The 25444-nt window shown below is 42.5% G+C and carries 16 protein-coding genes and 1 tRNA gene; 8 read left to right on the top strand and 9 right to left on the bottom strand.

Annotated features, from left to right (window positions below; translation table 11 throughout):
• From CLV98_RS20680 to CLV98_RS20655, 6 genes are all read left to right on the top strand, one after another.
• The gene (locus CLV98_RS20680) at positions 1-1755 is read left to right on the top strand and encodes an RNA/DNA-binding domain-containing protein (RefSeq protein ID WP_109677584.1); all 1755 of its coding nucleotides are present in this window, start codon (positions 1-3) and stop codon (positions 1753-1755) included.
• Between the two features lie 206 nt (positions 1756-1961).
• Positions 1962-3293 (top strand): restriction endonuclease subunit S, encoded by a 1332-nt coding sequence (locus CLV98_RS20675; protein ID WP_109677582.1) that lies wholly within the window; start codon positions 1962-1964, stop codon positions 3291-3293.
• A gap of 127 nt (positions 3294-3420) precedes the next feature.
• Positions 3421-3852, top strand: a complete 432-nt coding sequence (locus tag CLV98_RS20670; protein WP_109677580.1) for a GxxExxY protein — start codon at positions 3421-3423, stop codon at positions 3850-3852.
• On the top strand, positions 3845-4927 hold the full coding sequence (locus CLV98_RS20665) for a Fic family protein (protein WP_109677578.1): 1083 nt from the start codon (positions 3845-3847) through the stop codon (positions 4925-4927). Before CLV98_RS20670 ends, CLV98_RS20665 begins: the two co-directional genes overlap by 8 nt.
• A 204-nt stretch (positions 4928-5131) precedes the next feature.
• Positions 5132-8359: a type I restriction endonuclease subunit R gene (locus tag CLV98_RS20660; protein ID WP_109677576.1), complete on the top strand. Its 3228-nt coding sequence runs from the start codon at positions 5132-5134 to the stop codon at positions 8357-8359.
• A 2-nt stretch (positions 8360-8361) separates the two neighbouring features.
• Positions 8362-9054, top strand: a complete 693-nt coding sequence (locus CLV98_RS20655) for a M48 family metallopeptidase (RefSeq protein ID WP_109677573.1) — start codon at positions 8362-8364, stop codon at positions 9052-9054.
• Positions 9055-9363: 309 nt separating this feature from the next.
• On the opposite strand, the gene CLV98_RS20650 is transcribed toward CLV98_RS20655, so the two are convergent.
• The 7 genes from CLV98_RS20650 to CLV98_RS20620 form a co-directional block, all read right to left on the bottom strand.
• Complete coding sequence (locus CLV98_RS20650) at positions 9364-10809, bottom strand: glycoside hydrolase family 32 protein (protein WP_211320089.1); 1446 nt, start codon at positions 10807-10809, stop codon at positions 9364-9366.
• Positions 10810-11188: 379 nt separating this feature from the next.
• On the bottom strand, positions 11189-11425 hold the full coding sequence (locus CLV98_RS20645) for a GIY-YIG nuclease family protein (RefSeq protein ID WP_109677569.1): 237 nt from the start codon (positions 11423-11425) through the stop codon (positions 11189-11191).
• A gap of 403 nt (positions 11426-11828) precedes the next feature.
• Positions 11829-11905: transfer RNA gene (locus CLV98_RS20640), tRNA-Pro, on the bottom strand.
• A gap of 556 nt (positions 11906-12461) precedes the next feature.
• Entirely contained in the window at positions 12462-15893 is a 3432-nt protein-coding gene (locus CLV98_RS20635; protein ID WP_109677567.1) for an efflux RND transporter permease subunit, read from the bottom strand.
• A 102-nt stretch (positions 15894-15995) separates the two neighbouring features.
• A complete protein-coding gene (locus CLV98_RS20630) occupies positions 15996-17129 on the bottom strand; it encodes an efflux RND transporter periplasmic adaptor subunit (protein ID WP_109677565.1) in 1134 nt (377 codons plus the stop codon).
• A 42-nt stretch (positions 17130-17171) separates the two neighbouring features.
• Positions 17172-18545 (bottom strand): TolC family protein, encoded by a 1374-nt coding sequence (locus tag CLV98_RS20625; protein WP_109677563.1) that lies wholly within the window; start codon positions 18543-18545, stop codon positions 17172-17174.
• Positions 18535-19158 (bottom strand): TetR/AcrR family transcriptional regulator, encoded by a 624-nt coding sequence (locus tag CLV98_RS20620; RefSeq protein WP_229203503.1) that lies wholly within the window; start codon positions 19156-19158, stop codon positions 18535-18537. The genes CLV98_RS20625 and CLV98_RS20620 overlap by 11 nt, the downstream gene beginning before the upstream one ends.
• Before the next feature lie 598 nt (positions 19159-19756).
• On the opposite strand from CLV98_RS20620, the gene CLV98_RS20615 reads away from it, so the two are divergent.
• Positions 19757-21229 (top strand): type III PLP-dependent enzyme domain-containing protein, encoded by a 1473-nt coding sequence (locus CLV98_RS20615; RefSeq protein WP_109677561.1) that lies wholly within the window; start codon positions 19757-19759, stop codon positions 21227-21229.
• A gap of 133 nt (positions 21230-21362) precedes the next feature.
• The gene (locus CLV98_RS24030) at positions 21363-21488 is read left to right on the top strand and encodes a hypothetical protein (protein WP_262512159.1); all 126 of its coding nucleotides are present in this window, start codon (positions 21363-21365) and stop codon (positions 21486-21488) included.
• A 97-nt stretch (positions 21489-21585) separates the two neighbouring features.
• Here the strand turns inward: CLV98_RS24030 and CLV98_RS20610 are convergent, their stop codons facing one another.
• Both CLV98_RS20610 and CLV98_RS20605 read right to left on the bottom strand, forming a co-directional pair.
• Positions 21586-22146, bottom strand: a complete 561-nt coding sequence (locus CLV98_RS20610; RefSeq protein ID WP_109677559.1) for a sigma-70 family RNA polymerase sigma factor — start codon at positions 22144-22146, stop codon at positions 21586-21588.
• Between the two features lie 223 nt (positions 22147-22369).
• Positions 22370-25336 carry a DPP IV N-terminal domain-containing protein gene (locus CLV98_RS20605; RefSeq protein ID WP_109677558.1) on the bottom strand — a complete coding sequence of 989 codons (2967 nt, stop codon included), beginning with the start codon at positions 25334-25336 and terminating at the stop codon, positions 22370-22372.
• Positions 25337-25444 lie beyond the last annotated feature (108 nt).

Genomic DNA, 25444 nt, shown 5'->3' with positions numbered 1-25444 from the left:
ATGGAAAAACTAACTCGGCATAGTATTCAATGGTTTTACAATTTGCTTGCAAAAGGAGAATGTGACATCCTTGACTTTAAAGAGCAGCTGGAAGACAAAATTGCTTTTGGTAAATCGTTAAAGAATTTTGCTCCAAAATATGAGGAGTTAGCAAAGGACGTTGTGGCATTTGCCAATAAAAAGGGCGGCTTCCTTTTCATTGGAATAGAAGATAAAACCAAAGAAATTAATTCTGAATTTGAATTTACAGATGCAAAAGTTTTCGAATTGATACGTCAGATTCAGGACAGAACTGTACCCTCAATTACATTAAAGCCCCATAGTTTGGTAATTCAAAACAAAAAAGTACTTGTTTTAGAAGTACCATTTTCTCCACAATTACATAGAACATCCAAGAGCGAGTATCTTGTAAGAAGCAATGATGGCAATAGATCTATTGAAACTTATGAGATAGCTACCATACAAGCAGAGAAGGGATTAATAGTATTTGATCAAAAAACTTGGGATTTGCCACTGGAAAGTCAGGAAACAGATAAGCAAGGAAACCCAATTCCTGGATGGCAAGATATCAGCAAAACCAGAGATTTATTTCTTCGCATTCAAAAGGAAAAGCCTCAAAGCCCATATCTAAAAAACAACTCTGCTGAATTCACTGAAACGTTGGGCTTGATTAAAGAGGAAAATGGCAAACTGTTGCCCACAACTTCAGGGATATTATTTATAGGCAACCAAAAGGCTTTCAGGGAATTACCATATAATCAAATCAAATATATACGCTACTATGAAGATGGAAGTTACACGCCTTTTGAATATAGCGGTAATCTTATTGAAATGGCTGATTCCTGTTTTGGACAATTAAAATCGGAAATAAAACTGAAAGAGTTTCACTTTGGGTTATTTCGGGAATATATAGAAGACTACCCGGAAGTAGTATTACGTGAATTACTAATTAATGCACTTGCTCACCGTGATTACAGCCGCCAACAAATTATTGAGATCAGGAAATATCCAAATTATTTAGAATTTGAAAGTCCAGGGCACTTTCCTCAGGGCATCAACGAAACCAATTTTTTGAGAAAAACTAACCCTCGGAATCCTGGTATAATGGATGTGTTGCGAGAAATAAATTATGCAGAAAAAGCTGGAAGTGGGTTTGATAAAATATTTACTGCCTTACTATCAAAGGGAAAGAAACTGCCAGAACCCATTCAGACCGAGCATTCTATTCTCCTGAGAATCAATGCAGATGTGTATTCTGAGAAACTGGCAGAACTGAGTCTATTATATAAGCAAACCGCCAAAAAAGATATTGACTTAGAAAAGCTAATTGTACTCAATCATATTTACACCGGTCAAAAACTCACCTTCCAACAGTTAGAGCAATTGCCTTTTGTGAACAATTACCAATTGCGAAAAATTTTAAGCGAATTACAAGATATCGAATTTATAGAAACTACTGGGAGAACTTCGGGACTCAAATACATTATTCACAAAACCAAACTTGCTTCAACTGATGATAAAATTGGTTATACAAAACTAAAAAAGCAGGAGAAAGCCAGGCAAATAGAGGCTATTATTCGCTATTTGGACACTATGGATGAAATAGATAATGAGGCTGCCCGCAAGTTGCTGAATATTCCCGATACCAATGCTTCTTATGTTTCTAGACTATTTTCTGAAATGATCGAGAAGGGGCAGATTGAAATAGCCGAAGAAACCAAACACAACCAACGAACTTATAAATTGAAACAATGATTGCAAAGAGAAATGTATTGATCACCAATGAGTTATGAAATTCTTCTTTGCAGGCTTCTTTGCAAGGTTTTCAACTTAGCTCATTGACTTGTTTGCAGGTTCCGGTGGTTTTGTTTTGCCAATTGCAAAGAAGAAGTTATTGATTATCACGGAATTAATAAAAAACTATTTGTAAGCTTGTTTGCAAATAACTCAAATTAAAAATTATGGCAGAAACAAAAAATACCAAAACGTTTTACAATACTCAAATTCCAAGCGATTGGGAGACTCCTGAGTTTGGAAATGTTTTTTCTTTCCTAAAATCTTATTCATTTTCTCGTGAACAATTAACAAACCTTCCCACAAATGATGGAATAAGATATATCCATTATGGAGACATTCATGCAACTTATGAAAATGAAATTCTTGATTTTGAGATTGAGGAAACAGTTCCATATTTGATTGATGGTTTGATAAACCCAGAGAGTTTTCTCAAAGAAAATTTTCCTGTATTACAAGACGGTGATTTAATTATAGCGGATGCCTCAGAAGACTACAAAGGTGTTTGCGATTGTATAGAATTGGCAAATATCGGGGTGGAGAAAGTACTTGCGGGGTTGCACACCTTTGCCGCAAGGACATCAGAAAAGAGAATTGCTATTGGTTATCGTACTTATTCTTTAAAACATGAGCAAGTTATTCGAGAATTGAGAAGGATTGCAACTGGAACATCTGTTTATGGAGTTACAAAAACAAATCTTTCCAAAGTTAAAATCCCCCTACCCCCTCTCTCCGAGCAAAAAGCCATTGCCAAAGTACTCAGCACGGCAGATGCAGCCATTCACACCACCGAAAAACTCATTGCCCAAAAAGAACTCCGCAAAAAATGGCTTATGCAGCAATTGCTTACAGGGAAGAAACGGTTGAAGGGCTTTGGTGGGGAGTGGAAGGAAATGCAATTAGGCGAGATGTTTGCAGAACGCAATGACACTAAATTTTTTGACCTGCCTTTACTTTCTATTGGTCAGAATGGCGTTTATCCTCAAGATGAATCAATCAAGAAAGACACATCAAACAGTGATAAGTCAAAATACAAAAGAATTTGTCCTGGTGATATTGGATACAACACAATGCGAATGTGGCAAGGTAGAAGTGCTTTATCTGATTTAGAAGGAATAGTTAGTCCTGCATATACAGTTGTTACTCCAAAGAAAAATACTGATTCTCTTTACTTTTCTTATTTATTCAAAACACCAAAACTGACTAACTTGTTTTGGAGGAATTCACAAGGCTTAGTTGATGATACATTAAACTGCAAATTCAAAGATTTTAGTATTGTGAAGGTGATATTACCGCCGACAAAAGAAGAACAAACCGCAATTGCCCAAGTGCTGCAAGCGGCTGATAAAGAAATAAGCCTGCTCAAAGCCAAAGCAGAGAAGCTAAGGGAGCAAAAGAAGGGAATGATGCAGGTGTTGTTGACGGGAAAAATTCGTCTGAATCAGGATTTAAGAATTAACAGGATGAAGGAAGCAATTCCTAATCATCTAAATCATTGAAATTCGGCAAATATGCTGTCAGGCAGTTTTCTGGATTTAAGAATTGACAGGATCAATGCCAAAAAAATCAGGTAAATCCTTAAATTCAGCTGTTCCCAATTCTGAAAATCTAAAAATTATCTAAATCATGATTCAGACACTTGACGAACTGACATACAATATAAACGGATGTGCCATGAAGGTGCACAACACGCTCGGGAATGGTTTTCAAGAGGTAATTTATCAACGTTGCTTAGCTATTGAATTAGAACGAGCTAGTATTTCGTTCGTCAGAGAGCAAGAACAAAGCATTTATTACCAAGGTATTAATGTAGGCTCAAGACGAGCCGATTTTGTGGTAGAAGAAAAAGTAATTGTTGAATTGAAGGCAGTAATCAATCTGGAAGATGTTCATTTAGCACAAGCCAAAAACTATGTGGTGGCTTATGATTTTTCAATAGGTCTACTCATCAACTTTGGAGCTACAAGTTTACAATTCAAGAAAATATTCAATCCCAAGTACCACCCAAAATCAAGCAAATCCATTAATGTTGTTAATCCTGATTCAGACAATGTATAACATCCCCCATCTCCCCTTGCCCATGGATTTAGAGACCAAAGCCATTCTAAAGAAAACAGCTGCTGCGCGCAGTGCATTGGCCGAGATGAAAGGTGCTGCTCTTAGCATTCCGAATGAAAATATACTTCTCAGCACACTTTCTTTACAGGAAGCAAAGGACAGTTCGGCCATTGAAAACATTATCACCACCCACGATGAATTATATCAAGGCGATTATCTGAAAAAGCAGTTTAGATCTATTGCATCCAAAGAAGTACACAACTATGCCGAAGCATTGCTTTGGGGATTTGAAACGGTGAGGTATCAAGGTTTTTTATCCAACAACCATATCCTTCAGATGCAGGCAAAGCTTGAACAAAATGAGGCAGGTTTCAGAAGAGTACCGGGCACAGAGCTTAAAAATGAACAAACTGGAGAGACGGTCTATACACCCCCACAAACCTATGACGAAGTGCTTGTCTTGATGAATAACCTGGAGAAGTTTATCAATGACAATGAACTTAGCGATTGGGACCCGCTGGTGAAGATGGCGGTGATCCATCACCAGTTCGAGAGTATTCACCCTTTTTATGATGGCAATGGCCGAACAGGCAGGATTATCAACATTTTGTATCTCGTAAAAGAAGGGTTATTGAATCTACCCATTTTGTATTTGAGTCGTTATATCAACCAAAACAAAGCCGACTATTACCGTTTGCTGCAAAAAGTCAGAACTGAGAGTGCCTGGGAAGAATGGGTGCTTTATATTCTTGCAGGGGTAGAGCAGACTTCTTTGCAAACCATCAAAATAATAGAAGGGATCAAGAACTTGATGCTTAAGCACAAGAGAAAAATAAGAGAGAACACCAAGTTCTACAGCCAAGATTTAATTAACAATCTTTTTAAACATCCTTACACCAAAATTGATTTTGTAATGAACGATTTGGACGTAAGCCGAATAACCGCCACCAAGTATTTGGATGAACTTGATCGGATTGGTATTGTGCAAAAGATGAAATTGGGCAGGGATAACTATTACATCAATACCGACCTATACAACCTATTGTCGAGTGTAAATCAAACCAAACATGTATAGAAAAACCACATTTCTATACATGTTTCCGAAATATGTATAGGAAAAATTACCTGAGTAGACTCTCTACAAAACAACAATAGCCCCCTAAATTTCAACAGAATTTGGCTCATATAAAGAGAATAGGTAAAATCTATACATAACTGAACTAACATGTACAGGTAACCGCACTTTTCTATATATGACACAAAATGAAATAATAAAGTAATGGAAACACCCAGTTTTAAGGAAGACGATATCAGCCAAATTCCGGCGCTACAAATGCTGATAAATTTGGGCTATACCTATTTAAGACCGACAGAAGCGGAACGGTTAAGAGGGGGGAAAACTACCCATGTATTACTAGAAGATATATTGCGGAAGCAACTAAAGGAAATCAATAGTATCAGGGTAAGCGCTTCCAAAACGAGCATTTTTACTGACGATAATATTGAACGGGGCATACTCGCATTGAAAAACCTGCCCATGAACGAGGGGTATATTACTGCCTGTGAGAGAGCCTATAATTTACTCACGCTGGGTGAGGCACTGGAACAAAGTGTGGATGGCGATAAAAAAAGTTTTACCCTGCAATACATCGATTGGAAAAACATAAGGAATAACGTATTTCATGTAACCAAAGAATACAGTGTGATGCGCAGCACCAGCAAAGAGCATTACCGACCCGATTTGGTATTATTTGTAAATGGTATACCCCTTTGTATCATCGAGTGCAAACGACCGGCTATGAAAGAGCCATTGAAACAGGCTGTCAGCCAGCATCTGCGAAACCAACAAGAAGATGGTATCCGCAATTTGTATGTGTATTCTCAACTACTATTAAGCATTGCTACACAAGAGGCGACCTATGCCACCAATGCGACTCCCGAAAAGTTTTGGGCAACGTGGCAGGAAAAGTTTAGCAGCGATGAAGAAAAAAGTAACTACAAAAACGAATTAGAGGCGGTCAAAAACCAACCGCTTTCAACTGAAAATAAGCAACAATTATTCACAGACCGTTACCAATATGTTCGTCAATACTTTGATGCATTGGAACAAGAGAAAATCCTACCCACCGAACAGGATAAATATTTGTTTGGTATGTGCCGTCCTGACAGATTAATGGACCTTGCATTCAATTTTGTTTTGTTCGACAATGGCGAAAAGAAAGTAGCCCGTTATCAACAGTTTTTTGCCATCAAAAAATCGATGCACAGAATAAAAAACATAGAAAATGGCCAACGGAAAGGCGGGGTAATTTGGCATACACAAGGCAGCGGAAAGTCTTTGACCATGGTCATGTTAGCTCAGGCCATCGCAATGGAACCCAGTATTCGTAATCCAAAGATCGTACTGGTTACCGACCGTACTGATTTAGATAGTCAAATTACCAGTACATTCAGAAAATGTGGCCAATTTGTTGAGAATGCAACCACCGGACAGCGGTTGGTTGAACTGCTAGAGAATAAAAGTGATGCAGTGGTAACTACCATTATCAATAAATTTGTAGCTGCCGTAAAAAAAATCGATAAGCCTCTGGAGAGCCACGACATTTTTGTATTGGTAGACGAGGGACATCGAACCCAGCATGGAACATTTAATATTGACATGCAAAAAACATTACCAAATGCTTGTTTTATTGCTCTGACAGGAACCCCCCTTTTCAAAAAAGACAAAAGCACCGCGGCAAAATTTGGTGGTGTGATTGACGCATACACAGTCAAACAAGCCGTAAGTGACCAGGCCGTTGTACCGTTATTATATGAGGGCCGAATGGCCAAACAAGATGTAAATGCAAGCCCCTTGGATACATTTTTCGGAATGGTATCCGAACCCTTGTCTGATTATCAAAAGTCAGACATCAAGAAGAAATTTGCCAGATATGACCATTTGAATTCAGCCGAACAGAAAATGCGCATGATCGCTTGGGACATTAGCTATCATTTTCGTAATAATTGGCAAGGTAAAACCCCATTTAAGGGGCAGTTGGTTTGCGATAAAAAAGTAAATGCTATCAAATACAAAGAATATCTAGATGAAATTGGCATTGTAAGCAGTGAGGTATTGATTTCGTCCTCCGATGATAGAGAAGGAGAAGAAAGTGCCTATGAAAAATCTCCCGAAAAAGTGAAGTCGTTTTGGTTGAAAATGATGGACGCACATGGAAACTCTAAGAGTTATGAGAAGAATATCATTAGCCGATTCAAAAACCAGAAAGACCCTGAAATCATCATTGTTGTAGATAAGCTACTCACAGGATTTGACGAACCTAAGAATACTGTGCTGTATCTCACAAGAAATCTTCTAGGCCATAAACTCTTGCAAGCCATTGCAAGGGTAAACCGTATATATCCAGACAAAGAATTTGGTTATATAATAGACTACTACGGCGTAATTGAAAATCTGGACGATGCCTTACAATTGTATTCCTCATTTGAAGATTTTGATGAAGAAGACTTGGCAGGTACAATAATTAATATTTCTGAAGAAATAAAAAAGCTACCTCAAAAATATTCGGATTTATGGGATATTTTCAAGGTAATAGCCAATAAAAGGGATGCAGAGGCTTATCAACAACTACTGAAAGATGAAGCTATACGTGTTTTATTTTATGACAAACTTGCCGCATTTGCCAAGAGTTTGAAATTGGCTTTATCGTCGATCCAGTTCCACAATGGCACAGAATTAAAAACAATCAATCGCTATAAGGAAGACCTAACGATGTTCCTGAAACTGCGCTTGGCAGTAGTGGAGCGATACAGCGATGAAATCGACTATAAGCAATATGAGGGGCAGATTCAAAAATTGATCGACACCCACATTACTACTGATAAAATTGAAACCATTACCGAATTGGTAAATATTTTCGATACGGATAAATTTCAGCAGGAAGTAGAAAACACAACGGGTAAAGCGGCCAAGGCAGATAAAATTGCCAGTCGAACGGCGAAACACATCAGCAAAAAAATGGATGAAGATCCCTCTTTTTATAAGAAATTTTCGCAAATGTTGAAGGAAACAATTGCCGATTATGAAGCCAAACGTATTAGTGAAGCGCAATACTTGAGCAGAGTTCAAGATATCATGAACCATGTACTGGCGCATACAGACAAAGACCTGCCAGAACAGCTGAATGGCAGAGATGCAGCAAAGGCATTTTATGGATTAACTACTGAAGCATTAAAGGATAAAATTTTAGACAAAAAAAATCGAAAAGAGGTTTCAACACAAACGGCATTGCATATTGACAATCTCATTCATGGGTCTGTATTAGACGATGGAAAGCCTGTAATTGATTGGCAATCAAAAACTAATATTACCGGCAAATTACTCATAGATATCGGAGATTATTTGATTGACGAAGTACGAGACAAACACAATGTGGAGATGTCTTTCAATGATATGGACCAGATTGCACACGATTGCCTAGAAGTAGCCAAAATTCGATACAAATAAAGATGGAAACGATACAATTTGGAAGTAAGCCGATTGATTTTAGTCTGGAGTTCTCTGATCGAAAATCGCTGGGCATTACCGTAACTCCAGAAATGGACGTCTTGGTAAAAGCCCCAACTGGCACATCAATCGAAAAAGTGAAAGAGGATATTAGAAAGAAAGCACCTTGGATCATAAAACAGCAGAGTTACTTCCTTTCTTTTCACCCAAAGACCACGCAACGAAAATATGTTAGTGGTGAGACCCATTTGTATCTGGGCAGACAATACCGATTATTAGTACATGATGGAAACGATGAAGGTGTAAAATTAAAAGGCAAATTCATTGAAGTCACCGTAAAGGAAAAGTCAAGAGCTGCACTCTTGTTGAATGATTGGTATTTGCAACATGCTAGGATAAAGTTTGAGACCATTTCACGACCACTAATTGAGAGGTTCAGAAGACATCAGGTAGAGCCAAGTTCAATAGTACTACGGGAAATGCCAACTCGCTGGGGAAGCTGCACACCAAAGGGAAAAATAATATTAAATCCTGAATTGATTAAAGCACCCAAAGGCTGTATTGAGTATGTTATCATTCACGAACTATGTCATTTAGTACATCAGGACCACACTCAAAAATTCATCGATTTACAAACCAAAGAAATGAACGACTGGGAAAAGTGGAAAATGAAATTGGAAAAATTACTAGCATAATATTGGAAGTACTAAGCCATTTACGATGACTTCTAATAAACCTGGATTACTTAATATTTGAAATACTTAACCAAACAGCGAATATCCTTTAGCAAGCTTGCCCCCCCTCCTTGAAATTATTACACCAAATAAATCTAAAGACCTACCCCGATAAATGCAGGCCCTTAATATAGGAGCTCCAGTGGTATATTTTATACCTTGATAATCCCGCCCACTCCAGCATAAAAGAGCAACCATAATTCAGCTACCTCCAATGTCGGGATTCTGCAAACTGGAATTCGACATCGGGGGTAGATATCTAGGACAGCGTTATTCCACCGAAGGTTTCAGAATGGTATATTTCAAATGATCCATCGTTATCCCAGAAACGGATTTGATCGACAGTTTGGACATTGGCTTTTCTGGAAAGAAAATATCGGTCATTACCGTGAGTCCGTTATCGGCAAATAACTCTACGGAGGCTACATCCCCTATTAAGGTAAGGGGGATATCGCTGCCAGTGGCAAATCTTGGTGCGATGTGTTTCTTTCCAAATCCCTTTTCAAAATCGGTCTTACCGGAGTTAGTGCGATCGATGTAATATTGGTTTGCTGCTTTGTCATAGCCCACCATGAGTTCATTGCCTACCTCATTGGCCAATACAATGGAGAAGTCTGCCGTATTTTTAGTTTTCAAATCGATTCTGAATAGTCCAGTTTTGTTCTTTGCCTTTTCTGTCAAATCGAGTTGGCCTTTTACTTTTACACGATTCAACGAAAAGCCTGTGCTGTTCAGCACATCCAGTTCTTTTACGGTGAGAGAGGTAAGGTAAATCTCCTTTCCTACGGTTTTCAGGCCCAGTTCTCTAGCGATGGTCATGGCACTACGCCATGGATCGGTCGGCACCACGTTGGCATATTGCCAGTTGCTCATCCAGCCTAACAAAATTTGCCGGCTACCAGTATTGGCGAAGGTAACGGCAGCATAATTGTCCGTTCCAAAATCCAGCCATTTGGTTTCTTTGGAGTTGGGAGTGAAAGTTTTACCATCAAAATCTCCAAGGAAATATTGGCCTGCCGAACCTTTATTGGGTCCACCCGGGTTGATGTTCACGATCAGCACCCAAATTTGTCTTCCAGCATGCATGATTGGAAATAGGTCAGGGCATTCCCATACACCGCCATGCCCCCCTTCCTTGGCTCCAAAATCACTTTCACGGGTCCATGATTTAAGATTCGGTGAGGAATAAAAGGTGATACGATCTTTGGTTGCCAAGGTCATGATCCATTTTTTCTGAGGCTCAAACCACCTTACTTTGGGGTCACGGAAATCGCTTATTCCCGGGTTTTCGATCACTGGATTTCCTTCATATTTCGTCCAGGTTTTACCATCGTCCAGGCTGTATGCAATGCTTTGGGTTTCGTGCCTACCTGTTTTTTGTTTTTCCTGCACCGGGTCATGGTGCGTGAAAATGGCTACCAGGGCATCCTTACCAAAACCGGCCGTATTGGCTTTATCCACCACCGCACTACCAGAAAAAATATAGCCTAGCGTATCAGGATACAGGGCAATGGGCTGTTCTTCCCAAGAAATCATGTCCTTACTCGTGGCATGCCCCCAGTGCATGGGCCCCCAGACCTTGTCATGTGGGTAGTATTGAAAAAAAAGATGGTATATACCATGATGATAGACCATACCATTCGGATCATTCATCCAGTTGGCTTTTGGCGTAAAATGAAACTGGGGGCGGTATTGTTCTCTAAGCTCCTGGGCCATGGCTGATGATCCTACAAATGCGGAAATAAGAAACAGGCAAATGATTATTTTCCCAATGAATGAGCTTAACTGCAGCTTACAGCCGCCGACTTTATGCAATCTGTTGATAGTAAATCGATGAATCATGAGTAGCGAATTTGCAATAAAATTGAATTTAAAGAATAAAATTTAAAATATTAGAACGAACGGGCATCCATTCCAATAAAAGGCTATCCGCATTCGGGATTCTACCCGTACAAACCCTTACCGCATTTATTAGGACTCAGGGTATGGACAAGTATTCGCCGCGACCAGTGGCCAATCGGACGTCTACCAAAAGTGGGGTGTAAATTGGTCGCTGATTGGGGGGGCATAGTCTGAGTCGGTAAAGTCTAAGGCCTTAGATAGCCTCTAAGTACCGCCTTATCCCGCGTTTCTTAATGGTAGTTTCGAGCCTTACAGCCTCCGCTCTAGTTGCAAAGGTCTGCTGGTGTACAACCGCCCACGGAGCCCCTGTAGAAGTAAACTTCCCCCTTCCTGAATTATGCTGCTGCAAACGGACTTCCAAGTCCTGAGTTTGACCCACATAGTATTTACCTAAAGAGGCACTAAACAAGATATAAACCACGAAGTTCATATTGTTAAGTTACGAAAAAAGGCTGTCTATTTTAAGACAACCTTTCGATAATTAGTCGGGATGACAGGATTTATTTGGGACCTTCCCGCCGGGGCGGGACACGATACCGAGATGCGCTAAATAAAAAAGACTGCCTTTACAGACAGCCTTTCTTCAATTTGGTCGGGATGACAGGATTGGATCGGGGACGCCTAGTCTGCGACCTTCCCGCCGCGGCGGGATACGATACCGAGATGCACTAAATAAAAAAAGACCGCCTTTGCAGACAGCCTTTCTTCAATTTGGTCGGGATGACAGGATTGGATCGGGGACGCCTAGTCTGCGACCTTCCCGCCGCGGCGGGACACGATACCGAGCTACGCTATAACAAAAATGCTGTCCATTCAGACAGCATTTAAACTATTGGTCGGGATGACAGGATTTGAACCTGCGACCTCTTGCACCCCATGCAAGTACGCTACCGAGCTGCGCCACATCCCGAAAATATTTAACACGAGCACATCCCGTGACTGTTTACTTAATTCTATTACTCTAGCGACCTTCCCGCCCTGGCGGGACACGCTACCGAGCTGCGCCACATCCCGTGACTATTTATTCTATTCTTATATTCTATTACTCTGACACCTTCCCGTCCTGGCGGGACACGCTACCGAGCTGCGCCACATCCCGTGACTATTTACTTAATTCTATCACTCTAGCGACCTTCCCGCCCTGCGGGATACGCTACCGAGCTGCGCCACATCCCGAAAATATTTAACACGAGCACATCCCGTGACTGTTTACTTAATTCTATTACTCTAGCGACCTTCCCGCCCTGGCGGGACACGCTACCGAGCTGCGCCACATCCCGTGACTACTTATTCTATTCTTATATTCTTTTACTCTAGCGACCTTTCCGCCCTGCGGGACACCCTACCGAGCTGCGCCACATCCCGATTGGGTTGCAAATGTAGCAATCTTTTACATAAAACATCCATCCATGAAATATTTTTTTTATCTCAAAGATGGATGTTTTAAAAATCAGCTAGTTTATACTCTAAATCGTCTCGTTTCTCCAGTTAGGATTCACCTCTTCGACTTTGCCTTTGCGGAACCATTTGTCACGGATGCGCTCGTTGAGGTAGTACATACAGGGCACCATGATCAACGTAAGAGCCGTTGAGATGGTAAGACCGAAGATGATCGTCCAGGCTAGGATATTCCAGAACACGGCACTCGGCCCTCCGATGATGAGGTCTGGAGAGAAGTCGCGCAGCAGCCCTACGAAATCGACGGTAATCCCCAAGGCTAGCGGGATAAGGCCCAATACTGCGGCAGAGGCCGTTAGTAATACGGGGGTGAGCCTAATAGCCCCACCTTCTATAATTGCCTCCCGCATGGGATAACCCCTCCCTCGGAGCTCTTCGATAAACTCGATGAGCAGGATCCCGTTTTTAACCACAATACCGGCCAAAGCAATGATACCTACTCCCGACATAATCACCGAGAAATCCTTTTTGAAGATAATAAAGCCTAATAGCACCCCAATAAGCGACAGCAAAATGGTAAAGAAGATAATAAATGGCTTCACCACCGAATTGAACTGAGTAGCCAGAATCAGGTAGATTAGTAAGATGGCAGCACCAAAGGCCGTTCCTAAGAAAGCCATCGACTCATCTTGTTCTTCTTGTTCCCCACCCATTTTGATGGTATAGCCATTAGGAACGTCCATCTCTTTAATTTCCGCTTCTATCTGAGCCACGATCTCGTTGGCATTATAGCCATCCACAACATCGGAACCAAGGGTAACGATGCGGCGCTGGTCCTTACGGTTGATCTGGCTAAAAGTAGTAGAATAACGGATGCTAGCTACCGAGGAAATAGGCACCTGGCGAAGAGCCCCTCCCATATTCATATCGCGGTAAACGATATTCATACTTAGCAGATTCTCTATTTGCTCGCGATCGTCCTTCTTTAACCGCACCATAATAGGATACTCATCCTTTTGGTCGCGGAATTTGGACACTTCCAAGCCGAAGAGTGCGGTACGGATTGAGCCTGCAATCTGCTGGGAACTGATCCCCTCTCTTTGTGCCTTTTCGCGATCTATATCGATAACGATCTCAGGTTTGTTGGTCACCAAATCCGATCGTAGCTGGTCGATCCCCTGGATACCAGAATCGGCGATTTTATCCAACACATCCTGCTGCAATGCCTGAAGTATGGGGAACTCATCTCCGGATATCTCAATGGAGATCGGTTTCCCGGTAGGAGGCCCTACGGCTTCTCTTTCCACAGAAATCTCAGTTCCTGGTATTCCGGACACCTCGTCTCTAATTTTGTTTAGAATTTCCTGGGACGAGCGTCCACCTCTTTCGGTGCCATATACGAAGGCCACCGTCACCTTCGACTTATGAGGAGTAGCGGCGCGGTCGGGGTTATAAGGATCACCGGCATTCTTACCTACGTTGGCAATCACTGAATTGACAATTCCCATGGCATCTTCGCGCTCCAGTACGTCAAACACCTTTTTCTCGATGATACGCGTCACGGAGTCCGTTACGACGGCATCGGTCCCTATAGGTAGTTTGTTGTATACATACACATAATCGGGATCACCACTAGGGAAGAAGAGAACTTTGGGCTTAACGATGCCGGTGAGTACAAATGAAAAAATAAGTAATCCTAACATCCCTACCACCGCAATAACAGGTCTCCAGCCCTTAAGCATCCAGTCGATCAATTTCCTATAATTGTTTTTCAACGCCGGCAGTAGACTATCCTGGAAAGGTACCAGAATTTTCGGCGTCAGGATATAATGGTTGAAAATATAGAACACCATGATAAATAGCATAAAGTTACCCACACCGCGATCGATGAAATAACCGACAAGCGCCGCTACCGCTAGAATAATAACGGGCCGACGAATGGCTTTAAAACTCGTATCATGGGCTTCTTTTTCGTCTTCGTGCCTTCCCATAAACGTCACCGCAAAAACGGGATTCATCACATATGCCACAAAGAGTGAGGCACCCAGGGTGATGATGAGGGTGAGCGGCATAAACTTCATAAACTCACCCACAATTCCGGTCCAGAAAAGCAAGGGGAAGAAAGGTGCTACGGTGGTGAGTGTACCAGAAAGTACGGGAACAAACACCTCGCCTGCCGCTGCCTTTACGGCCTGTTGGATGGTCCAATCCTTATGTTGATTGAACAAGCGGTGGGTGTTTTCAATCACCACGATGGCGTCATCGACCACCAGCCCTATACCGAGCAGAAAGGCGAATAGCACGATGGTATTCAGCGTAAACTCCGTACCGATCATAGGCCCAATGATGGGCATCAGCACGAAGGCCACCAAGGCAGATAAAGGTACCGACAGGGCCACAAAAATGGCGTCGCGTATCCCCATAAAGAACATGAGTACACATACCACAAATATAAATCCGAGCACCACGGTATTGATCAAGTCATGCAGGTCGGCGCGGGTTTGTATGGAGGAGTCGGCGGTGATTTTGATATCGAGCCCTTGCGGAAAGCGGTTCTCTTTATAATCCGCTATCACCGTTTCTATTTTATCGGCGGCTTCTACTAGGTTTTCTCCCGACCGCTTGATCACGTTAAGGGTAATTACCGATTTCCCATCCAATCGAGCAAAGTCCTGCTGCTCTTCGAAGCTATCGATCACCTCGGCAATGTCGCCCAGCCTGATCACCGCCCCTGTTCCGGTACGGATACGAAGGTTGGACATCTGGCTTACATCGGTATACTCGCCTTTTACGCGTAAGGTTCTGCGAACCCCGTCTACATTGAGGTCTCCTCCCGAAATATTGATATTTTCTCCTTGAAGGCCTGTTTGTATATCATAAAAAGTAAGACCCGTGGACTTCATCCGATTCAGATCCACATTGATCTGTATCTCTCGGTTGAGGGCCCCCAATATATCCACACGGGTTATTTCGGGGAGTGCTTCGATCGCATCTTGCAAATCTTCGGCAAACTCCTTGAGTTGTTTCAAAGAATAGTTCCCCGCCATATTGACGTTCATAATAGGAAACTCCGAAAAGTTAACATCTTGGGCAGTAGGCCCCGAATCCAAGTTTTGTGGCAAGTCGCTTTTAGCTTTATCCAAAGCATCGCGAACCCTTTGCAGGGCCACCTCCACTTCAACGTTCGGTGTAAACTCTACCAGGATCACCGATACATCCTGCAAGGCATTGGATTTTATTTTTTTCACCCCACTCAAAGACTTTAATTGCTTTTCGATGGGTTTATTAATTACGTTTTCAATATCGGCAGGAGCTGTTCCGAAGTAAACCGTATTGACATATATCTGAGGGATTTTAATGTCGGGAAACTGCTCCTTGGGCAGGCTGTTATATACCAAAAAGCCTGCCAAGGTGATGATGAACGTAAAGATATAGATCGTCGTACGATTCTCTACGCACCAATTGGTAAAACCCAAGGTTTTGTATTCATCAAATTTCATTTGTCTGCTGCGCTTTAAATGTTGGAAATGTAGGAAAGTAGGGGGCTCAGTGCCAGAGGTGTTGTTGCCTCTAGCAAGGTGCTAGTACCATTTCCTCTATTTTTAGTAAGAAATAACCTGACCATCGGCCACTTCCTGATATCCCATCGTGATGAGCTGATCACCGGCATTAAGCCCTTCGATTACCTCTATCTTACCATTATAGTTCAACCCCGTCTTCACGATCCTGGACTTGGCAATCTTTTTATCGCCTTTGCTTTCGGCGACAAATACAACCTGACCTTTTTCGGTTCCTTGCACATAATTCTGTTCGATCACCAGCGCATCCTTTTTGGTAACATCGTTGATCTGCACCTGAGCCATCATATTAGGCTTCAGCGACCTGTCAGAAGGAAGGTTCGCCTCTATGGTAAACGTTCTCGAAAGTGGATCGACAGTAGTACTTACGAAGCTGATACGGCCATTATATTCTTTGTCTATACCAGGAAAATTGATGATAACCTCATCTCCCTTTTTAACACTTCCTGCAAATACATCGGACACTTTGGCCACTACCTTAAGGTTGCTTAGGTTCACCACCCGCACTACCCCCATGCCGGGCGAGGCCATTTCTCCTATGCGAACATTCACTTGGTCCACTACTCCGGCCATGGGCGACACGATGGTATTTTGCGCCAGCTGTGCCTTTAAGGTCACCATTTTCTTCTCTAAGGATTCTTTATTATTCTTGGCTTGCAGATATTGAAGTTCGGTCCCTATCTTTTGGTCCCATAGATTTTTTTGCTTTTCATACAAGGTCGTCACCAAAGAAAGCTGGGTTTTCAGTTCTTCGATAGACTCTCTGAGGATATTGTCGTCGATGCGGCCAATAACCGTCCCGGCTTTCACATAATCTCCCTCTTTAACATTCATGGCAGTGATGGCCCCTCCAGTCTTCGGAGTCACCAATATACTATTTTTGGCATCTACCGTGCCTTGTAACTCTACATAATGCTTAAAAGTCTGGGCGGATAGGGTCGCTACGGTCACGGCCTTCACTTTGGTTTGAACCGTGGCAGTCGTATCTAATTGAGCTATTTCAGCTTCTAACTTTTTTATATTGCTTTCCACCTCTTTCTGTTCGGCCTTCAACTGGGCCAGGGCTTCTTTTTTACCAGCAAGTCCCTCCTTATTTTCACCACCACAAGCTGTCAATAGAACGGCCAGGGTAGCGAGCAATAACATATTTTTTTTCATGATATTTATAAGTAGCAGTTTCAAATATAAATTCTTAATAGATTAGTTTTCCTTACCGGTATATAACTCTCCCTTCGATTTTTGGAGATCGATTCTTGCAATAATCAAATCATAAAGTGCAGCGAAATAGTTGGTCTCCGATTCTTTTAAAGAGGACTCTGCGTTGATAACCTCTATATTAGAGCCTACCCCTTCTTGGTATTTAATTTTGGAGACCCGAGCTACCTCTCTAGACAAAGCCAGGTTTCGTTCCTGACTCTCCAAGGAGCCCACTGCATTTTTGATATTGATGGCGGCCTGTGCCGATTCCAAATCAATGGATTGCTCCAGTAGGGTTTGGTTTACCTTAACCTTATCCAATGCAAGCTTTTTCTGATCGATCTGGTATTTCTTAGACAAACCGTCGAAAATAGGAATTTGCAGGTTTAGGCTCAGCACCGAGTTATTAAACCATTTGGAAGTAAATAAGTCGGACATGCTATCCCGGCCATTATTATGACCGTAGCCAATGGAGGCCGACAATACCGGCAGATACCCACTCCGAATGCTGCGAAGATCTAGATCGGCCAGTTTCCTTTGGGTATCCATCAAGCTGTACTCGATGCGGTTATTATAGTCGACCTGAGGCTGTACTAGCTCGGCTTTGATAGCCGCTACATTTTCCTGTTTGATGGAGTCTTTTAAACGGATGGGCTCATCCAGAGGCATTCCCATCTGATATTTGAGCAGGGTATAGCTAAGCTCGATGAGGTTTTGAACATTTTGTCGTTCGGTACGCAAATTATTGAGCTGTACTTCCAGACGGTTCACATCGAGCAGCTCCACGAAGCCACTCTCATTCATGGCCTTGGTTTCAGCCATCAGCGAGTCGATTCTACTAATATTCAAATCCAGCACTTTGGCCCGCTCTTCGGCTACCTGAGCCGAATAATAGGCTTTGGACACTGCTTCAGCCACGGTCACTCTCGATTGTTTTACCTGCTTTTGGGCCAGCTCCCGATAGGTGGCAGCCGCTTTGAGGCCTACCAGATAAGTCCCATTGAACAAGAGTTGATTCCAAGTTGCCGATGCGGCTCCCGAATATTTTACCCCAAATTTTAACGCTACCGGTGGGGCGTCGGCCGCTGCGTTGGGATCGGCAAAGTTGGCGGGAAGAAAGAAACGTTGAATGATCAGGTTATCGGTCAAGTTAACATTGGCCGCAACCTGAGGTAAACCCGCAGCACGGACTTCCCCGATCTTCGCTTCGGCCGACACGGCGTCCAGCTTAGCACTTTTAATGTTTAAATTGTGGTTGATAGCGTAATCGATGGCCTCATGGACCGAAAAGCCGGCATCTTGTGCCTGGCTCTGAACGGCAAATAAGACAATTACAATCGCCATCAATCGACTGTAAAGGTTTCGTTCATTTTTCATGGGTATTTGATTGTGTTGCTGTACTAGGTAATTGATTGTAATAATTAAAACCTTCGGGACTTAGAATTCCCCTTACAAAATGATCTAGAAACTGTATTTGTACCTCTACAATATCGAACTGTCCGAAGGCAAAAATACTCGGATCGAAAGCCATCTCGATCTGCTCGATACGCAGCCGTGATAAGACCTCCACATCGATATCGAGTCGAAACAATCCCGCTTGCTGGCCCTTTATCAGGTTGTCGCGTACACTTTGGATGACCATTGATTTTTTGAATTCACGGAACAAGGCCCAACCTTCCGGATGGTATTTCTTGAGATCAAATAAAACGGAGGGGTTCATACTCCCCAAGCTTTCCCTGATATGGGTAGATATATTTACGATTTCGTCAATAGGATTTAGCGAGTTCTCTTCTAATTCCTGCATTTGACATTCCTCGTCATTCAACTTGCTTTTGATGACCTTCTCTACTATTTCATTCTTGTCCTTAAAATGCTGGTAGATAGTCCTTTTAGAAATCCCCAAATCTTTGGCAATATCATCCATCGTGACGCTTTTAATGCCGTATCGCCAAAACAAATTCATAGATGACTGTATTATTCTCTCTTTCACGGATCAAATTTTAGATTTTTCAATGAAAGAAACTAAGAAAACTTTAAAACTGTTCAAAGTTTCCATCGTGAATTTCGCCCCCATATATACCTACAATAGAATAAATCCTCATAACTATTTTATTATCAATGAATTGAACTAATATATTCCTGCTATATCAGTTCCTAATTATTTACACTAGTAAATCATATCCTCTATATTAGGCACATACAATGCGGCGTGTACAATTATAATAATCCTATCAAAATGTCTTTTATTGATATACTTATCTTCTAACCGCTTTGAACTGCTCCTGATTCCTTTTGCAAAACTATTTTTGTAAAACCAGTATGCCAAGCGTTATGGTACGACCTTGGGGTATCCGAAGATAAAGGCCATATTTTAAAGGATGAATTGATCGGGTATGGAATGATTCAAGGCATAATCTTGTTAGCAAAAAGATCAAAACATATATCATATTTTCCCCCAGTTAAGGCTTGCCTATATGATCTTAACAAGTTCTTTTCCAAAAAAAAATTGTAGAGAACGGAATTTGTAGATATTTGTACCGAAATAAATACTCACAGTTTTTAACTAGCTATCCGCGAACATAAAATAAATGAAAAGCTACATTGACCTGATTCAGCAAACGTTCGAGTTTCCCACGATGGAGTTTAACGTTGACAACCATGAATTGCTGTTCAACAATGTACCCCTGATGGACATCATCAAGGAACACGGTACGCCATTGAAATTGAACTACCTCCCTAAGATTGGAGAACACATCGAGAATGCCAATATGTTCTTTAGGAATGCATTCAAGAGGCATAATTACAAGGGCAGCTATACCTATTGTTATTGCACGAAATCGTCGCATTTTAGTTTTGTGCTCGAAGAAGCTTTAAAACATAATATACATCTGGAGACTTCCTCTTCATTCGATGTACCCATTATAAGGGAGCTATACCGGAGAGGGAAGGTCAGCAAAAACACGTATATATTGGCCAATGGCTTCAAACGCCCCCTATATACCCAGTATTTGAGTGAGCTGATCAATGAGGGCTTCAACTGTATGCCCATCTTGGACAACCTGAAGGAAATAGAAGCATATGAAGAAATGGTCACCGCCGATTCTATGAATCTGGGAATCCGGATTGCCACCGACGAGGAACCGAACTTCGCTTTTTATACTTCCAGACTTGGAATACGCTATAATGACGTAAATGAACTCTATAAGGAGAAGATAGCTCCAAACCCCAAGTTTAAGCTCAAGTTATTGCATTTCTTTATTAATACAGGAATTAAAGATAGCGCCTACTATTGGAGTGAGCTTACCCGCTTTATGTTCAAGTACTGCGAGATGAAAAAGATCTGCCCCGATCTCGACTCTATCGACATTGGTGGTGGATTACCGATCCAAACTTCGTTGCAGTCCAACTACGATTATCAGCAGATGATCGACGAGATTGTGGAAAACATCCAATGGATCTGCAACAAGAATAATGTACCCGTACCCCATATATTTACGGAGTTTGGCAGCTATACCGTTGGGGAAAGTGGGGCGGTGATTTACGAGGTGATCGATAAAAAGCTACAAAATGACAAGGAGCTTTGGTATATGATCAACGGGTCGTTTATTACACAACTTCCCGACTCTTGGGGCATGAATCAGAAATACATCATGCTTCCGATCAACAATTGGAATAGTCCATACCAGAAAGTCAATTTGGGTGGCCTGACCTGCGACTCTCAAGATTTCTATAATAGTGAGATGCACAGCGCCGACTTGTACATGCCGATCTTTGAAGACGACAAACCACAGTACATTGGTTTCTTCCACACGGGTGCCTACCAGGAATCCCTGGGAGGCTATGGTGGCATACAACACTGCCTTATCCCAGCTCCAAAACATGTGTTGGTAGACCGGGACGAAGACGGAAAAATTGTGACACGGGTATTTGCTCCGGAACAAAATAGCGACACCATGCTACGTATTCTAGGTTTTAAGGAAGACTCTTTCGTCTCTGAAAAAACAGAATCCGGAACCTCTCAAGAGAGTAAGGTGGAGGTATTGGAAGAAACAAAAAATTAAAATAAAATATAAAGTTCTTTGAATGAGTTCGTTATTGATACGACTATTCAAAGAACTTTTCATTATTTTTGGCCTGTCAGCAATGTTAATTCACCGCAATCAACGCCTTTAATACTCATCTAAAAGCAGTATCATGAAAAAATTGTTCGTTTTATTGGCCCTCTGCGGCACCCTTGCCGCTTCTTCTTGTACTAAGCACGCTTGCCCAGCTTACGGATCGCTTCAGAAAGCTACTCCTGCTACTCAGCAGTCGGTATAGTACCATGGCTATTTAGGAAGGGAATTCAAACTCAGCTGCGCGCTGTTTTCGTGGAGCCCTTGGCAGGTATCGTATCCTTGTATCGGTCCAATATTCGTTAATCGATTAGCAACGTCAACTCTTGGCGTAAGATAGCCAAAGCCCGTGAAATTTGATTTTCTACCGTGCGAACGGACAACCCCATTTCTTCCGCTACTTTAGTATAGGTAAGTCCTTTTTCTCTACTGAGTAAATAGGCCTTTTGAGTCTGAGGAGGAAGCTTAGCCACTACGTCTTGATAGGCCTTCAAAAGCTCCAACTCCTCTACCCGATCCTGAATATTAGGATCAGCGATTTCCTCAGCCGCCGATTCACTATAGGCTTGAGTGACCAATTGTTTTTTCTTACCCAACACCCGAATGGCATAGTTACGGGCCACCACAATCATATAGGCCTTTACATTTTCGATATCTTGAAAGTGCGAGGTATGCCTGGCCATCCACAAATTCATAAATATCTCTTGAGTCCAATCCTTTATTTGCTCCTCATCCCTGGAGTATTGCATCAGGACCCGTATTAAAATGGGATAGTATTGATCAAATAAAATCTTAAATGCAGATTTATCATCCTTGGCTATTTGAGATAAAATCTCCCGATCCGAAAATATGGCTTTTTTCATAAAAGATATATCAGTAGCGAAAATGCATTCAAAATATTATTCTGTCTATAATTTGCTTATAAATATAATAAATCGCCACCAAGCATAAAATACAAATTTTAAATTAATCAAAAGTCTTTTTCTAAAATATACTTATTATTATACTTAATTTATATTTTATCACAAATATCATCCAGCACTATTGTAGTAACCACTTAAAACATAAATAATTACCACCTCGTCACTATGGATGTCGAAGTCGCTCTTCGGAGAGGTAGGTTCCATTTTTGAACACCCCTTTTACGTTTATCAAATCTTCGATATGTACTAGTGGATCTCCGTCTATAAGCACCATATCTGCCAGCTTACCGGCTTCTATAGTTCCCAAGTCTTTACTAACTCCTATTTCTTCGGCCGACCACAGGGTAGCCGCCCTGAGCGTTTGGAAATTACTGACTCCCGCCTTCACCCAGCTTCTTAACTCAGCATGGTAGCTGAGGCCAGAGGGCAATATCGGCGAATCGGTACCAGGAGTGACCCGTGCCCCCGAATTAATTAAAGTTTTCAGCGTCGACTCTACATGGGGGTAGGTAACCAACCGGCTCTGCATGGCCCTGGAAGTAGCCGCCAACTGTTTGCCTAAACGCTCGGGATAGAATAGCTTAAACTGGTCATGATTAAAAAAGGAAGTATCCGATAAAACCTGGGCAAAGAATCCACCGTGTAAGGAGATGGTTGGGGTGATGTACATACCGGACTTGGCGATGATGGTAATAAAATCCTGATAACTATGGTTCAAAGCCGTAAGTTTGGGAGAGAAGCCTCGTCGACTAGTCGCTCCCATATGCTCTACGGCATCGACTCCATAACCTGCAGCAGGATAAAGTTCATGGGAGGAAACCGACATTCCGTTTTGATGGGCAAAGTCGGTGACACGCTTCTGCAGCATATCCGATAATCCTACATAGGTCTTTATCATATCGTAACCCAGCGTAGCGGCTCTGTTTAGTTCTAGGTCGAGTTGAGACCCACCTACGTTACTGGTATTTCGGTTGTAATAAACCCGATTCCCTTCCATATGCCCTCCGGTAAAGAACGTTCTGGGCCCCAGCCGGGCTCCACTTCCCCAAGCTTCTTTTCGTTCGAGGGCATCGTAGGGGTCGGTACCGGGCTCCCTAATGGAAGTAACCCCATACGCCAACCACAATCGTCCACCTTTTTCGCCCAGATAAGCGCTCTGGTGTGTATGCATCTCAAACATCCCGGGCATGACCGTCAGCATGGAGGCATCGATATACTGGCCCGCTCTACCCTCCTGATGTGGATATATTCCTTCGATCCGATTGCCTTTGATTACCAAATCTTGATTGAGTAAATACTTTTCATTTTTGCCATCGAACACACGGCCCGCATGGACTACCATGAGCTGGTCACTACCTTTAGCTTTCCATTCCAGATCGAACGGGATCGCCTCTAAGGTCCCCTTAACTACATCAACACGCTTTAAGAGATCGGAGCTCAAAAAGAGGATTTGTTGACTATCTCCAGACCAACTAGGAGACTCGGCCAGCTCCGACGACAAACAAACTGGCGGACCAGCCACTTCTTGCTGGCTACTTAAAGGTACCATCCATAAAAGGTTATCTTGAATGTAGGCCATCTTACTCCCATCTGGAGAAACGAAGGGACCATTTTTACCTCTGGTTCCTAGGCTTTTATCAGCTACGGGTGAAAACTTATTTTTGAAGGTACCATCAATCCCATAAATATGAACTTTATTCAATCCTTCCCTAAAACGGGTCGAAAAAGGGTCTACCGCCGAAATGGCTATAGACTTGCTATCTGGAAACCAGGTCGGTTGAGAACCTTCAAAAAAATCGGCCTCAATAGCCCTCGATTGCCCCGTGGTTTTATCCCATAGCTGCAAGCTATATTTACTGTATGAATTCGCCTGAGCCTGATAGTACGCCAAATACCGCCCATCAGGAGACCAAGAGGGGAATTTCAATAACGACTCCGCCTGTATCAGAACCGCTTCTTTCTTACTTTTCAAATCGACACTCCAAATATCCATTCCTCCATTCTTGTCGGAGGTATAGGTTATCAGCTTACCATCTGGCGACCATACCGGATCGAGCTTAACGTGAGGGCCCTGGGTGATACGAACTGGGAGCGCTTGCCCTATGGTGAGCACCCAAAGGTCGCCTAGGGCCGTAAAGACTACCTTTTGCCCATCGGGCGATACCACCGGGCTTCTTATTCCCTGCACCTTAAAGGAGACACTTAAGTCGAACGAGCGCTGTTTAGGCGTGTAACGGTGGCGCCCTAGGCTTAAGTTAACCTCAAAAGGAATGCTATCCTTTTCGGAATTGGCTAGGCTCCCCTTCCAGAGCTTCCCTTGGCCTGTATAAAGATAGTCGGTGTCGGTAAGCCAACTTACCTTAAAAGGAAATATATCCACTAGGGAATCGGTAAGCAGCGTGGTTTGCCTTGTCGAAACATCCAGCGCCTCAAGGGTACTCCATTGATGGGTAGCTTTGGTAAACAAGATTTGGCTGCCCGTAGCATTCCATACCGGACTATGAACCTTCTCTTTGGTCTCATAAATAAGCTTTGGCGCACTTTCCCCATCGAGACGGTAGAGCCCCGGCTGACTTTTATTCTCAGAAACATATACGATACTGGAACCATCGGCACTGTAGGAAGGATAGTATTCATTTTCTAACCCCGTCGTGAGCCTGTTCAAGTTATTATTTGTTACATCTACTGTCCATAAGTCATAATTCCCACTGCGGTCGGAGGAGAAAATAATTTTTTTCCCATCGGGCGAATAGTCTGGCTCTCGGTCATGAAATACCCCAAAGGTAAGTTGTCGTAACTGAGTCCCGTTCCGATTCACCTCCCAGATATGGTAGTTCCCATCGCGATAGGACTGAAAGGCGATTCGCTCCCCATCAGGCGACCAAGTTGGAAGTCGACAGTCGCCTAATGCATCGGTTATGGCCATCCCTGTGCCTCCCCCAACAGGGACCAAATAAATCGTCCCTTGCAGATCTATCGCTATGGTCGACTTGTCGGGGGAAAGGGCTGCTGCCATGTTGGTACCTTCCGACAACCGGACCCGGACAGAATCGGTGAGGTAAGTTTGAGCCTGTAAACTTGGCAAATAAATGAAGACACAGAGTAGAGAAGCGAGGTACCGTTTGAACATGGGTTTAGTAATTTTATGATCTTAAATAGAATGTGTGAGGAGGACGGGCCTAAAATAAAATTTAAAAACAATACACCAATGAACCATTGGCATATTGTTTTTCCTAAA

The organism is Dyadobacter jejuensis, from assembly GCF_003149085.1.
Classification (GTDB): domain Bacteria; phylum Bacteroidota; class Bacteroidia; order Cytophagales; family Spirosomataceae; genus Dyadobacter; species Dyadobacter jejuensis.
The sequence above is the reverse complement of the archived record's forward strand: the minus strand, read 5'-3'. Positions and strand labels throughout refer to the sequence as shown.